The sequence below is a fragment of the Mesorhizobium sp. M7A.T.Ca.US.000.02.2.1 genome (assembly GCF_003996995.1).
Taxonomy (GTDB): Bacteria; Pseudomonadota; Alphaproteobacteria; order Rhizobiales; family Rhizobiaceae; genus Mesorhizobium.
Window position 1 is genome coordinate 1 of sequence record NZ_RZTT01000121.1, and the last position, 14712, is coordinate 14712.

Annotated in this window: 13 protein-coding genes and 1 pseudogene; 6 read left to right on the forward strand and 8 right to left on the reverse strand. The window is 64.2% G+C overall.

Annotated elements, in window-relative coordinates; genetic code table 11:
- The 4 genes from EOD15_RS13995 to EOD15_RS14010 all read right to left on the reverse strand — a co-directional run.
- The coding region (locus EOD15_RS13995; RefSeq protein ID WP_148129548.1) for a BMP family protein at positions 1-939 on the reverse strand (939 nt) is incomplete at its 3' end.
- Between the two features lie 154 nt (positions 940-1093).
- Positions 1094-2299, reverse strand: a complete 1206-nt coding sequence (pcaF, locus tag EOD15_RS14000) for a 3-oxoadipyl-CoA thiolase (RefSeq protein WP_127320984.1) — start codon at positions 2297-2299, stop codon at positions 1094-1096.
- A 1-nt stretch (position 2300) separates the two neighbouring features.
- Positions 2301-3098 carry a CoA-transferase subunit beta gene (locus tag EOD15_RS14005; protein ID WP_127320985.1) on the reverse strand — a complete coding sequence of 266 codons (798 nt, stop codon included), beginning with the start codon at positions 3096-3098 and terminating at the stop codon, positions 2301-2303.
- Complete coding sequence (locus tag EOD15_RS14010) at positions 3095-3952, reverse strand: CoA transferase subunit A (protein ID WP_127320986.1); 858 nt, start codon at positions 3950-3952, stop codon at positions 3095-3097. Before EOD15_RS14010 ends, EOD15_RS14005 begins: the two co-directional genes overlap by 4 nt.
- A 122-nt stretch (positions 3953-4074) precedes the next feature.
- On the opposite strand from EOD15_RS14010, the gene EOD15_RS14015 reads away from it, so the two are divergent.
- Positions 4075-4845 (forward strand): IclR family transcriptional regulator C-terminal domain-containing protein, encoded by a 771-nt coding sequence (locus tag EOD15_RS14015; RefSeq protein WP_127320987.1) that lies wholly within the window; start codon positions 4075-4077, stop codon positions 4843-4845.
- Between the two features lie 219 nt (positions 4846-5064).
- On the opposite strand, the gene EOD15_RS14025 is transcribed toward EOD15_RS14015, so the two are convergent.
- From EOD15_RS14025 to EOD15_RS14040, 4 genes are read right to left on the reverse strand one after another with little or no spacing between them, the layout of a single operon-like run.
- Positions 5065-6366, reverse strand: coding sequence for an FAD-binding oxidoreductase (locus EOD15_RS14025; RefSeq protein WP_127320988.1), 1302 nt, complete (start codon positions 6364-6366; stop codon positions 5065-5067).
- Between the two features lie 2 nt (positions 6367-6368).
- Positions 6369-7748 carry a glutamine synthetase family protein gene (locus EOD15_RS14030; protein ID WP_127320989.1) on the reverse strand — a complete coding sequence of 460 codons (1380 nt, stop codon included), beginning with the start codon at positions 7746-7748 and terminating at the stop codon, positions 6369-6371.
- A 5-nt stretch (positions 7749-7753) separates the two neighbouring features.
- A complete protein-coding gene (locus tag EOD15_RS14035; RefSeq protein WP_127408568.1) occupies positions 7754-9037 on the reverse strand; it encodes a glycosyltransferase in 1284 nt (427 codons plus the stop codon).
- A 10-nt stretch (positions 9038-9047) separates the two neighbouring features.
- A complete protein-coding gene (locus EOD15_RS14040; RefSeq protein WP_127323215.1) occupies positions 9048-9986 on the reverse strand; it encodes a GntR family transcriptional regulator in 939 nt (312 codons plus the stop codon).
- A 240-nt stretch (positions 9987-10226) separates the two neighbouring features.
- Here EOD15_RS14040 and EOD15_RS14045 point away from each other — a divergent pair, with 240 nt between their 5' ends.
- The 5 genes and pseudogenes from EOD15_RS14045 to EOD15_RS14070 all read left to right on the forward strand — a co-directional run.
- Positions 10227-11291, forward strand: a complete 1065-nt coding sequence (locus EOD15_RS14045) for a spermidine/putrescine ABC transporter substrate-binding protein (protein ID WP_127322968.1) — start codon at positions 10227-10229, stop codon at positions 11289-11291.
- A gap of 355 nt (positions 11292-11646) precedes the next feature.
- On the forward strand, positions 11647-12489 hold the full coding sequence (locus tag EOD15_RS14055; protein WP_127408569.1) for an ABC transporter permease: 843 nt from the start codon (positions 11647-11649) through the stop codon (positions 12487-12489).
- Positions 12482-13276, forward strand: a complete 795-nt coding sequence (locus tag EOD15_RS14060) for an ABC transporter permease (protein WP_127321342.1) — start codon at positions 12482-12484, stop codon at positions 13274-13276. The genes EOD15_RS14055 and EOD15_RS14060 overlap by 8 nt, the downstream gene beginning before the upstream one ends.
- A complete protein-coding gene (locus EOD15_RS14065; RefSeq protein WP_127321341.1) occupies positions 13273-14346 on the forward strand; it encodes an ABC transporter ATP-binding protein in 1074 nt (357 codons plus the stop codon). Before EOD15_RS14060 ends, EOD15_RS14065 begins: the two co-directional genes overlap by 4 nt.
- Positions 14347-14358: 12 nt before the next feature.
- Positions 14359-14712 (forward strand): annotated as a pseudogene (locus EOD15_RS14070) (glycosyl transferase family 1); the annotation flags it as partial.

Here is a 14712-nt window from a genome sequence, read left to right on the forward strand (position 1 = left end):
CGCCGGCAGCGTCTTGTCGAACTTGTGGTAGGGCGCCAGATGCGAGCCACCCTTGGCCATGCGCGAGAAGTCGCCATAGTCCTGCGCGGTGAAGACGCCGGCCCTGACCAGCTTGATCGCCTGCTCGACCGTCGGATACATGTCCCAGACCGGGCCGGTGATGACCGTGTTGGGGCCGAGGCTCGACTGGTCGGACATGTTGGAGATCGCAAGTATCTTCTTGTCCACCGCCGCTTCGATGACGCCGAAGCGCTCGGCATAGATGACGTCGACACCGGCGTCGATCTGCGCGACAGCCGCTTCCTTGGCCTTGGGCGGATCGAAGAACGAGCCGATAAAGGCGACCTTCTTCTTGATGTTGGGATTGACCTCCCTGGCGCCGGCGAAGAAGGCGTTTACCAGCCGGTTGACTTCCGGAATGCCCATCGCCGCGACGGCGCCGATCGTGCCCGACTTCGACATCTTGCCGGCGATCAATCCGGAGAGATAGGCCGGCTCGTGGATCCAGTTGTCGAAGACGCCGAAATTGGGTTCCGCCGGGCCGGCGCCGGAGCCGAACAGCCAGGCGGTCTTCGGGAATTGCTTGGCGGTGCGGCGCGATTCACGCTCGGCGGCGAAGGCATCGCCCAGCACCAGCTCATAGCCGCCTTGCGCATATTCGCGCATGACGCGGCTGAAATCGGCGGTCTGCACCTTCTCGGACCATTTGTACTCGATGCCGAGTTCCTTCTCGGCCCTCTGCAAGGCGACATGGATCTGGTTGTCCCACGGCTCCTCGATCGGCGTGGCGAAGATCGCCGCCACCTTCAGCTTCTTGTCCGCCGCGAAGGCTGCGCCTGGCAATATCGCTGCCGCCAAACCGAGCGCGCCCAGCTCCAGCACATTGCGTCGCGAAAGCCCTTCGCGTTTTATCTGCGATTTATTGTTCCGGTTTTCCATTGCATTCCCCTCTGTTCGACAGCCGTGTCGAGCCGGCTGTTCGTGAAAATGTCAGACGCGGAAGTATGGAACGACGCTAGACTTTTGTCCACGTGGTCAAATTTGAACCGCGCACCGGATTCTTGATCTTAGCCGGCCAAGCAAGGGCCGCCGATCAAACCCGTTCCAGCGCGATCGCGATGCCCTGGCCTACACCGATGCACATCGTGGCAAGCGCATAACGGCCGCCACGTTCGCGCAGCTCCAGCGCCGCCGTGCCGGAGATGCGGGCACCCGACATGCCCAGGGGATGGCCAAGCGCGATGGCGCCGCCATTCGGGTTGACGTGTTCCGCATCCTCGGCAATGCCAAGCTGGCGCAGCACGGCTATGCCTTGCGAGGCAAAGGCTTCGTTGAGCTCGATGACATCGAACTGTTGCGGGGTCAGCCCAAGCCGCGCGCAGAGTTTTTGCGTCGCCGGCGCCGGGCCGATGCCCATGATGCGCGGCGCCACACCTACGGCGGCCCCGCCGAGAATGCGGGCGATCGGGATCAGGCCATATGTCTTCACCGCCGCCTCGGAAGCGACGATCAGCGCCGCCGCCCCGTCATTGACGCCGGAGGCATTGCCGGCCGTGACTGTGCCGCCCTGGCGGAACGGCGTCGGCAGCTTGGCCAGCGCCTCGACCGTTGAGCCCGCTCGCGGATGCTCATCCTTCGAGACGACAACCGGATCGCCCTTGCGCTGCGGGATCGTCACCTCTGTGATTTCCTTCGCCAGCCTTCCATTGGCTTGCGCGGCGACCGCCTTGTCCTGGCTGCGTACGGCAAAGGCGTCCTGGTCGGCGCGTGACACCGAAAAATCCTCGGCGACGTTCTCGCCGGTTTCCGGCATCGAATCGACGCCATACTGCTTCTTCATCAGCGGGTTGACGAAGCGCCAGCCGATGGTGGTGTCGTAAATCTCGGCATTGCGCGAGAACGCCGTGTCGGCCTTGGGCATGACGAAGGGCGCCCGGCTCATCGATTCGACACCGCCCGCGATCATCAATTCCGCCTCGCCGGCCTTGATGGCGCGCGCGGCAATGGTCAGCGCATCCATGCCCGAGCCGCACAGGCGGTTGACAGTCGAGCCCGGAATCTCCTTCGGCAAGCCTGCCAGCAGCAGCGCCATGCGCGCCACGTTGCGGTTGTCCTCGCCGGCCTGGTTGGCACAGCCATAGACGACGTCGTCGATAGCCTGCCAGTCGATGCCGGGATTACGCTCGACCAATGCCCTCAGCGGTATCGCGCCAAGATCGTCTGATCGTACCGAAGACAGCGAACCGCCGAAGCGGCCGATCGGTGTGCGGATGTAGTCGCAGATATAGGCCTCGGCCATGTCATGCAGCCTTTGCTTTTCCGGTTCCCTCATGCGCCGCCTTGGTGCGGGCCTGCAGGTCGCGCAATGTCTTGAGTTCGAGTTCGCTTGGCGCCGGTGTTTCGTCAAGCGCCTCCGCGAACTTAACCGCCCAGCCACAGGTGTCCTTCACCTGCTGGCGCGTGACGCCGGGATGCAGCGACACGACCGTGAATTCCTTGCTCACCGGATCCGGCTTCCAGATGGCGAGATCGGTGATCAGCAGCGTCGGGCCGGCGGTGTCGATGCCAAGCCGTTTTCGATGGTCACCACCCTCGCCATGGCCGAAGGAGGTGAAGAAGTCGATCTTCTCGACCATGCCGCGCTTGGTCTGCGCCATGGTGATGTAGATCTCCTTCGACGACGTCGCGATCTCCGGCGCGCCGCCGCCGCCCGGCAGCCGGGTCTTGGGATGGAAATAGTCGCCGATAACCGTGGTGTTGATGTTGCCGAATTTGTCGAGCTGCGCCGCACCGAGGAAGCCGATCGAGATGCGGCCGCCCTGCAGCCAGTAGCGGAACATCTCAGGCACCGCGACGGTGGTGATAGCGGTCTCGCACAATTCGCCGTCGCCGATCGACAGCGGCAGCACGTCAGGCGCGGTGCCGATCGTGCCGCTCTCGTAGATCAGGGTGATGTCAGGCGCATGCGTCAGCCGCGCCACATTGCAGGCGGCCGATGGCGCGCCGATGCCGACGAAGCAGACATCGTCGTTGCGCAGCGCGCGGCTGGCGGCGATGGTCATCATCTCGTTGGGGGTGAAGTCGGGATTTTCGTTCATGCCGCTTTCCTCAGATGCTCGACCCTGGACTCGAAATCATCGGCGCTCTTCTCGATGACATTGGCCTGCATCCACGCCAGGAATTTGTCACGGTCGGCGGCGATCTCGTCCCATTCGAGATAGGCCGCATTGTCGCGCGCATAGTAGCCGTGCGCGTAGGACGGATGCGAGCCGCCGGGCACGACCGATATCGCCGCGATCGTCCAGCGCGGCAGCACGGTCAGATTGGGGTGCAGATCGTCGAAATTGTCGACGACTTCCTCGACGGTCACCACAGCGCGTTTGGCCGCCAGCACCGCTTCCTTCTGAATGCCGATGATGCCCTCGACCAGCACATTGCCTTTCCTGTCGGCCTTCTGGGCATGGATGAAGGTGACGTCAGGCCGGATCGAAGGGACAGCGGCCAGCACCTCGCCGGTGAACGGACAGGTCACCGACTTGATGTTCGGGTTGACCGCCGCGAGGCCAGCACCGCGATAGCCGCGAAACACCGCGCAGGGCAGGCCGGCAGCACCCGCTTCATAGGCATTGGCCATGCCGGCATGGCTGTGCTCCTCGATTTCGAGTGAGCGCGGAAAGCCGTTCTCGATGGCATCGCGGGCGCGCCGCAGTAGGCCGACGCCGGGATTGCCGACATAGGAGAAGACGATCTTCTTCGCCATGCCCATGCCGATCATCTGGTCGTAGATCAGGTCCGGCGTCATGCGGATCAGGGTCAGGTCGCGAAAACCCTGGCGGATCGCCTCATGCGCCGCCGCCGTCGGGATCAGATGGGTGAAGCCCTCGAAGGCGACGGAGTCGCCATCTTTCAAATTCTCGGCCACGGCCTGTTTGAGTGGCAGGAACTTGACCATCGCATCGGCTCCGGGTTATCAGAAAGTTCGTATTGCGAACATATGTTTTGTATGCGATACTTTCTACCCTGAGCGAGGGCGAGGAGTCAATCCTGACGCCGATGCCGTTCCGCGGAGACAAGATGGACGAAGCGGCTGTTTCCCGTGATCATGTCGGCTCGCTCGAGCGCGGCCTCGCCGTCATGGAGATCCTGGCCCGCCATCCCTCGGGCATGACGCTGACAGAAATGGCGGAGGAAGCGGGCCTCACCCGCGCCGGCGCCCGCCGCTTCCTGCTGACACTCACCGCCACCGGCTATGCAACACAGGCCGGCCGCGTGTTCTCGCTGTCGCCGCGCCTGCTGACGGTTGCCCGCACCTGGCTCGGCGGCGCCTCGCTATGGGCCTTCGCCGCGCCCATCATGCGCTCTGTGGCAGCACAACTGAACGAGGCCTGCTCGGCGGCCATCCTGTCGGGTGAGGATGTCGTCTATGTCGCCCGCATTCCCGGCCGCCGCATCCTCAGCGTGTCGCTCGACGTCGGCACCAGGCTGCCGGCCTACTGCACCTCGATGGGACGCATCCTGCTTGCCGGCCTGACATCAGGGGAATTGGACGCATTCCTCGGTCAGGCGACCATCGAGAGACGGACACCGAAGACGATCACCGATATCAGGCTGCTGGCCGGCGCCATCGGCAAGGCGAAAGCGGACGGCTTTGCCATCGTCGACGAGGAACTGGAGCTCGGCCTGCGCTCGATCGCGGTGCCGATCCGCGACCGCGCGGAGCGCACGGTCGCGGCCATCAACGTCTCGACTCAGTCGGCGCGTTTTTCGGTGGCGGAGATGGAGCGGGAGATACTGCCGGTGCTGGTTGAGGCCAGGCAGCGCATCGAGGATTTTTTTGTCGTCTAATCAATCGCCCGAAACCTCTTCAAACGCCAGCGCCGCCCCTCATTGCCCTGCCGGGCATTTCTCCCCGTATAGTGACGGGGAGAAAGTAGCTGGCGCAACGCCATCGCCTTTCCTGCAACATTGGCGATACCGGCGACAACAGCGTCCCTCGCCCCGTTGACGGGAGAGGATGCCGGCAGGCAGGTGAGGGGCAGTGCTAACGTCGACAATTGCCTCTGATCAATGCTTGATACGATCCCGCATCGCGTACCACAGCATGCCCAGCACATAGAGCGGCCCACGCAACGCCGTGCCGCCGGGGAACGGCATCGGGCTCAGCGTCGAGAACAAATCCAGCCGCGAGGCATCACCGGTGATCGCTTCGGCCAGCAGCTTGCCGGACAGCGTCGACAGGATGACGCCCTTGCCGGAATAGCCATGCGCGAAATACACCTCGCCATAGTGCCCGACGTGCGGCAGCCGTGATGTCGTCACCGACACCAGCCCACCCCAGGCGTGATCGATGCGGCAGCCCTTGAGCTGCGGAAAGGTCTTTTCCATATGCGGCCGCACGAAGCCGGCGATATCGGCCGGCGGTGATGGCGTGTAGCGTTCGCCGCCACCGAACAGCAGGCGTCCATCCGCCGACATGCGGTAGTAATTGACGACGAAGCGGGTGTCGGACACCGCGACATTGGCCGGGATGACATTGCGTTTGCCCTCCAGCGGCTCGGTGGCGACGATGTAGTTGCCGACCGGCATGATGCGGCTGTTGACGCGCGGCTCCAGCCCATTGAGCAGCGCGTCCCCCGCCAGCACGACATGTCTGGCCCGAACCGATCCCTTTGCCGTCGAGACCCGGATCGAAGGCTCGCGCTCCAGTTTCACCGCCACCGAATTCTCGTGGATGATGACGCCGGCCGCAACTGCCGCACGGGCAAGGCCGAGCGTGTAGTTCAGCGGATGCATGTGGCCGCCGAGCGGCTCGTACATCGCGCCATGATATGACGTGTCGACCTTGGCGCGGGCTTCCGCCGCCGACAGGATCTCGGCATGCGGAAATTTCATCACCGTGGCCAGACACTCGGCCTCTTCCTCGAGATCCCTGAGGTCGGAGCCGTTGACCGCGCCGACCAGATGGCCGGTCAGCCTGAGATCGCAATCGATGGCGTGGCGCTCAATAATATCGAGCACCAGCCCGCGTGCCTCGAAGGCAAGATCGAACAGCACCTTTGCCCGCTCCGGCCCGTAGAGTTTGACCAGGCCCTTGGCGCCCTTGCGCAGACCTGGGATCATCTGGCCGCCATTGCGGCCCGATGCCCCCCAGCCGATCTTGCCGCCTTCGAGCAGCACCACTTTCACGCCGCGCTCGGCGGCGTGAAGGGCGGCTGACAGGCCGGTGCAGCCGCCACCGACGACCACCAGGTCGGCTTCGACATCGCCGACAAGCGCCGGATGGTCCGGCGCCGGATTGGCGGTGGCGACATAATAGGATTTGGCGATGTCGAGGCCCGAATTGAAACCCGTTGAACTGGAAGCCATGATCACACCTTCAGCAGAAGGTGGTCGCGTTCCCAGCTCGTCACCACGCCCTGGAACAGATCGAGCTCGACGCTCTTGACGCGCAGATAGGTCTGGAAGAAATCCTCGCCGAGCAGTTCCCGCACCGGCTCACATGCCTCGAAACGATCGAGCGCCTCCTCCATCGTTTTCGGCAGCGTGCTCTTGATCTTGTAGGCATTGCCCGACGCTTCGGCCGAGCGCGCCAGTTTCTGTTCGACGCCAAGATAGCCGGCAAGCAGCGAGCCGGCGATCGCCAGGTAAGGATTGGAATCCGCACCCGGAAGCCGGTTCTCCACCCGCCGCGCCGCGCGGCCCCCGGCCGGCACGCGCAGGCCGCAGGAACGGTTGTCATGCGACCATTCGATGTTGGCCGGCGCGCTGTGGTTCGGCCTTATGCGACGGTACGAATTCACATTGGGCGCGAACAGCGGCATGATTTCCGGGACATATTTCTGCAGGCCGCCGATGAAGTGGCCGAACATTGCGGTGTCGGCATCGTCGCTGCCGGCAAACAGCGTCCTGCCAGCCTCGTCGATGACCGACATGTGCAGATGCATCGAGCTTCCCGCCTGCGCGGCGATCGGCTTGGCCATGAAGGTCGCATGCATTCCGCTTTGCTGCGCGGCCTGGCGCGTCAGCCGCTTGAACAGCAGCACCTTGTCGGCCAGCGGCAGCGCATCGCCATGCAGGAAGTTGATCTCAAGCTGCGCCGTACCCGATTCATGGATCAGCGTGTCGAGCGGCAGGCCGGCCGCCGCGGCGTAGTCGTAGACGCGGCGGATCACCGGCTCGAACTCCTCGAGCGCGGCCATGTCATAGGGATGCTGCACACCCTCGGCACGGCCATTGGCGCCGATCGGAGCGGTCAGCGGCTGGTCCGGATCGGGATTGGGCGCGGTCAGATAGAATTCGAGCTCCGGCGCCACCACCGCCCGCCAGCCGCGCCTGGCGTAGAGGTCGAGCACGGCGCGCAGCACATGGCGCGGCGAGGCCATCCAGGGCCGGTCGTCCATATGGAAGGCATCGGCGAAGACATAGGCCTTGCCGGGAGCGGCACCCGGCGCCAGGCACAGCGTCGAGACATCGGGCACCATGCGCATGTCCGGGTCCGAATAGGCAAAACCCTCGTCGATCGAGCCGGAGTAGCGGCCGTCGATGCTGACCAGGAAAGCGCTGCTCGGCAGATAGAGCGCGCGATCTTCCAGCGCCTGGAGGAATTTGGCCGTCGGCAAGGCCTTGCCGCGCAGGACGCCGTTCATGTCGGGCACCAGGCACTCGACTTCGTTGATCCCATGCCGGGTCAGCCAGGCCTTGGCGTCATTGCCGCTGAAGAGCGAGATATTCGCGTTGTTGTCAGGCATTTCGTTCACGTCCGTATCAGAGAGAGTATGGCTTGCGCGGCCACATCCGTTCCAGGTTTCAGCGCCATTTGGGCTGCATTGTCCTTGAGGCGGGCGCGCATGGCATCGTCGGCCAACAGGCCGAGAATGGCTCTCTCCAACACTCCTTCGGTCCAGGCGTCGCGGCCGATATGGTCACCGACGCCGGTTTCTCCGGCGCGGCGCGCATTGTCGTGTCCGTCCCAGCAATAGGGCATGATCAGTGACGGCACGCCGAAGCGCAGCGCTTCGCAAAAGCTGTTGTTGCCGCCGTGATGGATGAACAGGTCCGACTTCGCCACCACCGAGGGCTGGGGAAACCAGGCATCGAGATAGACGTTGTCGGGCACCGCGCGATAGGCGTCGCGCAGGCCGCCAACATTGACAATAAAGCGCGCCGGCAGCCTGTCGAAGACGGCAAGCATGCGCTCGATCAGGCCGACATCCATGGCGCCGAGGCTGCCGAAGCTGACATAGACCAGCGGCCCGCCATTGCGTGGGAACACGGGGACCTCGAATGGCCCTTCCGAGCGCACGCAGCCTTCGAGATACACGAAGCGCTCCGGATCGAGCGGCTCGGCCCGCTCACGACGCACGATCGAAGGCGTCAGCAGCAAATTGAGGTCGGGCGACGCCTCGAGGAACAGGCCCTTCGGCAGCGACGCCAGGCCGGCATCCATGCGAAAGCGATTGAAGCGGTCATGTGCGGGCGCGCAAGCCGCCAGATACCTTGCCTCGAAAGCCGCGCGTTGCGGGTCGTCGGCGCCAAGCCCCGACAGATAGGGAGGCACATTGGCATCCGGCAGCTCGGTCTCGGCGCAGGAGACGACACGCACCCAGGGACAGCCGGCGGCGGCGATCGCCGGGAACATGATGACATTGTCGAGCACCACCGCGTCCGGCTTCAGCCGCGCCAGCAATTGGCGCAGCGGCGCCTCGGCATTGACCGCAGTGTCGACGATGGCCTGCCAGGTCGGCGCGACATAGGTTTCCAGCTGGTCGATCGGGCTCAGCCGGAAATGCGGCAGGTGCCGGCGCACGAAAGCCTGCCAGTAGCTCTGGCGTTCGCTGTCGCTCAGCGGCTCGTCGGTCGGCAGCTGGTATTCCTGGAAACCATAGTCGGCAAAGACGCCGGAAAAGCCGGCATGGCAAATGAAGACGGGCCGGGCTCCCTTGGCACGCAATGCCTGCGCGATGCCGACGCAATTCAACGCCGCGCCGAAACTGGCTTCGGGAAACAGCGCGATGGTCGGGCTGGCTTTACGCGTCAATTATTCCTCGTCATTCCGGCCGGCTGATCATGCCGAACAGGGCGGGCGCCCCGCGACTGGCCGCTTGCGGTCGCTGGTTGCGGGAGAGCCGCAGGTGGATGCGAAGCAGATCGGCAGCCACCTCATACTGCAGGCTTTCAAGATGGTCGAGTATAACAAGGTGTTCGCGCAGCGATTGCCGCAAGCGGAAGACGTTGACGCCGGCATAGATGCCCGGTAGCCGGCGTAGCCTGAGATGATCGGCCAGCGCATCGGCAACGAAGCGGTTGGCGCAGCCTTCGGCGAGCATGCCGTGAAAATCGATGTCCAGCCGCTGGAACTCGCGTGTGTCGAAGGCCGCATCCGGCAACGCCACCAGCGCTTCCATGCCCTGGCGCAACGCCGCCGCCCGCGCGCCATCCAGCCGGAAGCCCGGCGTCAGGATGGCCGCGGGTTCCAGCAGCAAGCGGAACTCATAGCTGTCGCCTTGCGCCTCTGGATCGTCGGGCGTGCGCCGAAACAGCCAGGACTGGCCAGGCGCTCGGTCCAACAAATTCTCTTCGGTCAGTTTGTTGAGTGCTTTTAGTACCGTCTTGCGCTCGGCGCTGTAGCGCCGTATCAGCCCCGCGACGGTCACCGTCTGGTCCAGCCGACGCGCCGACCGGTCGCGCAGGATCGCCTCGGCCAACTCGTCCTCCTCGGCGGCGGGCAGTTCCGTGGCGACTGAAGCCTGCGCGGTGAGGTCGATGGCCAGGTGATAACCGGAATCTGCCTCCCAGCGCACGACACCCCGTTCAGCGAGCAGGCCGAGAGCCGCCCGCACCGGCGTGCGCGAGACATTGCACAACGAAGCGATCTGCTGCTCCGGCAAGCGTGCGCCGGGCTCAAAACCGCGCTGCCGCGCCACATCCAGGATGCGCTGCGCCAGATCGAGGTGGTTGGTGCGAGGTCGTCGGGCTGCGGCTTGCATGACTGGTCTCGTGGAAAACGACATGACCGCATTGATCTGACCGATCGCCCGCACGGACGCAATCGGCCAGATTCCACGATCGCTTAGCAAATTATGGATTGACGTACTTTTTTCTGCAATAGTACTGTCAGGGCAATCGGCGAGAAAAAGACCGAGGGAACGGGATCGAGGCAGCGGCAAGGGTCGCAAGCGTTGGTCCGGCGAATGCAATTCGACGATCAACCGAAATGGGAGTCTGTCATGACCGCTACCAGCCTGCGGCGCAGTGCGCTGAAAACATCTTCGATCGCACTTGGCCTGGCCTTGGCGCTGTCCGCGCCGGCGACGGCTGCCGACCTCGTCATTTCCAACTGGGACGGCTACATGGCACCCGACGCCATGGCCGCCTTCAAGACCGCGACCGGCGTCTCGGGCGAAGTGGTGGTGCACGCCACCAATGAAGAGATCATGGGCAAGCTCATCGCCGCCGGCGGCAAGGGCTATGACGTGGTCTTCGTTTCTTCGCCCTTCGCCGAGGTGCTGAACAAGCTCGGCCTGACCGAGCCGATCGACCACGCCAAGATCCCGAACCTCGCCAATCTCTATCCCGAGGCAACCAAGCTGCCGCACGATGCCGGCAATGCATTCTCGGTGCCATACACCTGGGGCACCACCGGCCTCTGCTATCGCTCGGACCTGATGAAGGTCGCACCGACCAGCTGGAGCGACCTGCTCGCGCCTTCCGACGAATTGAAGGGCAAGACCACCATGCTGGCGACCGACCGCTGGCTGCTGGCCGCCGGCCAACTCGACAAGGGCTATTCGGTCAACGAAACCGACCCGGCCAAGATGGCTGAGGTCAAGGATCTGCTGATCTCGGCCAAGAAGACCCTGCTCGCCTATGACGACACCACCTTCTATTCCAAGCTGGTGTCCGGCGAGGCGCTGATGGTTCAGGCATGGGACGGCTGGTGCAATTACGGCATCGCCGAAAAGTCCGAGATCAAATACGTCATTCCCAAGGAAGGCTCCGACCTCTGGGTTGACACGATGGTGGTGATGAAGGCCTCCGCCAACAAGGATGCCGCCTTCCAGTTCATCAACTTCATGCTCGACGCCAAGAACCACGCCTGGGCGGCGCAGAACATCGACTACAAGGTGCCGAACAAGCCAGCCATGGAAAGCCTGCCGGCCGATTTCCTGGCCAAATTCCCCAACATGGCGATGCCGGTGGCCGACCTCGTCAAGTTCGAGCAGTTGCGCGACGTCGGCGACGCCCAGCGCGACTATTCGAAGATCGTCAGCGAGATCAAGGCGGCGCAGTAGGCGGCGCGCCACTTCGGTAGCTGGAATCAAGCTTGCGTTCCTTCGCGCCCCCCTCTGGCCTGCCGGCCATCTCCCCCTCAAGGGGGGAGATTGGCTGGGTTGTGGCCTGTCGCCAATCTCCAGCGCAGCGCCCCCTCATCCGGCCGCTTCGCGGCCACCTTCTCCCCGCTGGGGAGAAGAGGAAAGCGCCGGCGCCAGCGACCTCCTCTCCCCTCGGGGAGAGGTCGGATTGCCCCGAATTGCCCTTCGCAATTCGGATGGCAATCCGGGTGAGGGGGTCTTTGGTCGCTGAGATGCCCGGCAGGGCAGAGGGGGGTACTTCGTGAAGCACCTCCCCTCCCGCTCCTCCCTGCTGATGGCCCCGGCACTGGCCTGGCTCGCGGCCTTGATGGTGGTGCCGTGCGCATTGGTGCTGGCGCTCGCCTTCTTCCGGCGCGGCATCTATGGCGGCATCGAATACACCTTCACGCTGGAGAATTTCGGGCTGGTCTTCGATCCGCTCTATGCCGGCATCTTCCTCAACTCGGCGCGCATCGCCGGCACCGCCACCCTGATCGCGGTGGTGATCGGCTATGCCGCCGCCTACGCCATCGCAGCCGCCCCGCGCCGGTGGCAGCCGGTGTTCCTGTTCTTCGCCGTGCTGCCGTTCTGGTCCAACTACCTGATCCGCACCTATGCCTGGATCGTGCTGCTCAACCGCGAAGGCCTGATCACGCAGTTGTTGCGCTGGTTCGGCTACACTGGCGAACCGCCTTCGATGCTCTACACCGAAGGCGCGGTCATCGCCGGCCTCGTCTACAACTATTTGCCCTTCGTCATCCTCGCCTGCTACGCGCCGCTGTCGCGCCTCAACCCGGAACTCGCCGAAGCCTCGCGTGACCTCGGCGCCTCCGCCGCCACCACATTCCGCCGTGTCATCCTGCCGCTGACCGTGCCCGGCATCGCCGCTGGCGCAGTGTTTGTCTTCGTTCTGTCGATCGGCAATTTCGTCACGCCCGCGCTGCTTGGCGGCGGCCGCTTCCAGATGATCGGCAACCTCGTCTACGACCAGTTCCTGACCGCAAACGACTGGCCGTTCGGCGCCGCGCTCGCGATGGCGCTGATCGCCATCATGCTTCTGGTGCTGATGGCGCAGGCGCTAGCCGCCAATCGCGCCTCGGGCCACGCCGCGCAAGTCGGCGGAGACACCGATGGCTGAGCGCTCCCCCGCCACGCGGCGCACGCTCTGGCTCGTGCTGAGCCTGGTCTTCGCTTTCCTCTACATCCCGATCGCCGTGCTGGTGGCGCTGTCCTTCAACGAAGGCGGGCTTCCAACGGCATGGTCGGGCTTTTCGCTGAAATGGTATGCCTCGCTGGCCGGCAATTCGGCGATCCTCTCCGCCGCGCTCAACACGCTGATCGTGGCACTGGTGTCGACCGCAATCGCAACATTGCTCGGCACGCTGCTGGCGATCGGCATCGAGATGCGCCGGCAGTACGGTAAGGGCCTCGAAGCGCTGATCTTCGCGCCGATGATCATTCCCGACATCGTGCTGGCGATCGCGCTGCTGTCGTTCTTCTCCATGCTCAACCTGACCATGGGCCTGCACACGATCATCCTCGCCCATGTCGTCTTCAACCTCGCCTTTGTCTGCTCGGTGGTGCGTGCCCGGCTGAAGAGTTTCGACTGGTCGATCGTCGAGGCCTCGGCCGATCTCGGCGCCTCCGCGCTCACCACCTTCCGGCGGGTGACATTGCCGGTCATCGCGCCGGCGGTGATCGCCGGCGCGCTGCTCGCCTTCACGCTCTCGGTCGACGAATTCATCATCGCCTTCTTCACCGCCGGTGCCGGCCGTGCCTCGACGACGTTGCCGATGCAGATCTACGCGATGATCCGCTTCGGCATCACGCCGGAGATCAACGCGCTGGCGACCATCGTCATGGCGGTCTCGATCACCGCGCTGACCCTGTCGCAGCGGCTCAACCGTGGGATCATAGGCCAATGAGCGAACCGCGCACGCTGCTGGCCATCGATCATGTATCGAAGAATTTCGGCCGGGTGACGGCTGTCGACGGCATCTCGCTCGATATCAGAGAGAATGAGTTCTTCGCGCTGCTCGGGCCGTCAGGCTGCGGCAAGACCACGCTGCTGCGCATGCTGGCCGGCTTCGAGACGCCCAATGACGGGCGCATCCTGCTCGACGGCCGCGACATTGCCAAAACCCCGCCCAACAAGCGGCCAGTCAATCTGATGTTCCAATCCTATGCGCTGTTTCCTCATATGAGCGTCCGCGCCAATGTCTCCTACGGCCTGGAGATGGAACGTTTGCCGGCAGCTGAAATCCGCTCCCGCGTCGACGCCATTCTGGCGACAACCGAGCTGGTCCCCTTCGCCGACCGCAAGCCGGAGCAACTGTCGGGCGGCCAGAAGCAGCGCGTCGCGCTCGCCCGCGCGCTGGTCAAGCGGCCGCGTCTGCTGCTGCTCGACGAGCCGCTTGGCGCGCTCGACAAGAAACTACGCGGCGCCATGCAGCTGGAACTGAAGCGCCTGCAGCACGAGGTCGGCATTACCTTCGTCATCGTCACCCATGACCAGGAGGAGTCGCTTGTGATGGCCGACCGCATGGCGGTGCTCAAAGACGGCAGACTGCTGCAGTGCGACACGCCGCACGCGATCTATGAGCATCCGGCCGACCGTTTCGTCGCCGACTTCATCGGCGTGATGAATTTCGTGCCGGGCAAGGCCGCCACCGATGGGGTTGTCGCCGCGAATGGCGCGCGAATATCCGGCAAGGTTCCAGCAACGCTCTCGCCCGGCGCATCCGCTGTCGCTTCGGTGCGGCCGGAGCGCATCCGGCTGTTCCCGGAGGCTCAGACCGCCAACCGCACCACCGGCACGGTCGAGGCGCTGGCCTATCAGGGGCTCGACCTGCAGCTGCATGTCCGCACCCCCCTGTCGCCAAAGCCGTTCCTGGTGCGCGTCACCGCTGATGCCGCCGACCGCCGGCCGGTCGCGTCGGGAGATCAGGTCGAACTCGGCTGGGACGCCGCCGATGTCAGAGTTTTCGCAGAATAAAGGAGAAGCCTGATGGCGCAGAAGACGATCGCGTTTTTTCCAGAAGCGGCCTACGGCCCGGCGCTCAATTCCGTCGGCATCGCCCAGGCGGTCGAGGCGCGCGGCCACAAAGCCGTTTTCCTGTCCGACCCCGGCTTTGTCGATGTCTACAAGGGCTACGGTTTCGAGGCGCATCCGGTGAACCTGTCCGAGCCGATGCCGCCCGAGCAGATGGCCAAATTCTGGGAGGATTTCATCAACGGCCACATCCCGAACTTCCGCAAATCGCCTTACGATCAGGTCGACAATTACGTCAAGGATTGCTGGACGGCGATCGTCGACAGCGCCAAATGGGCGCAGAAGGATCTGCCGCGCGTTCTCTCAGTC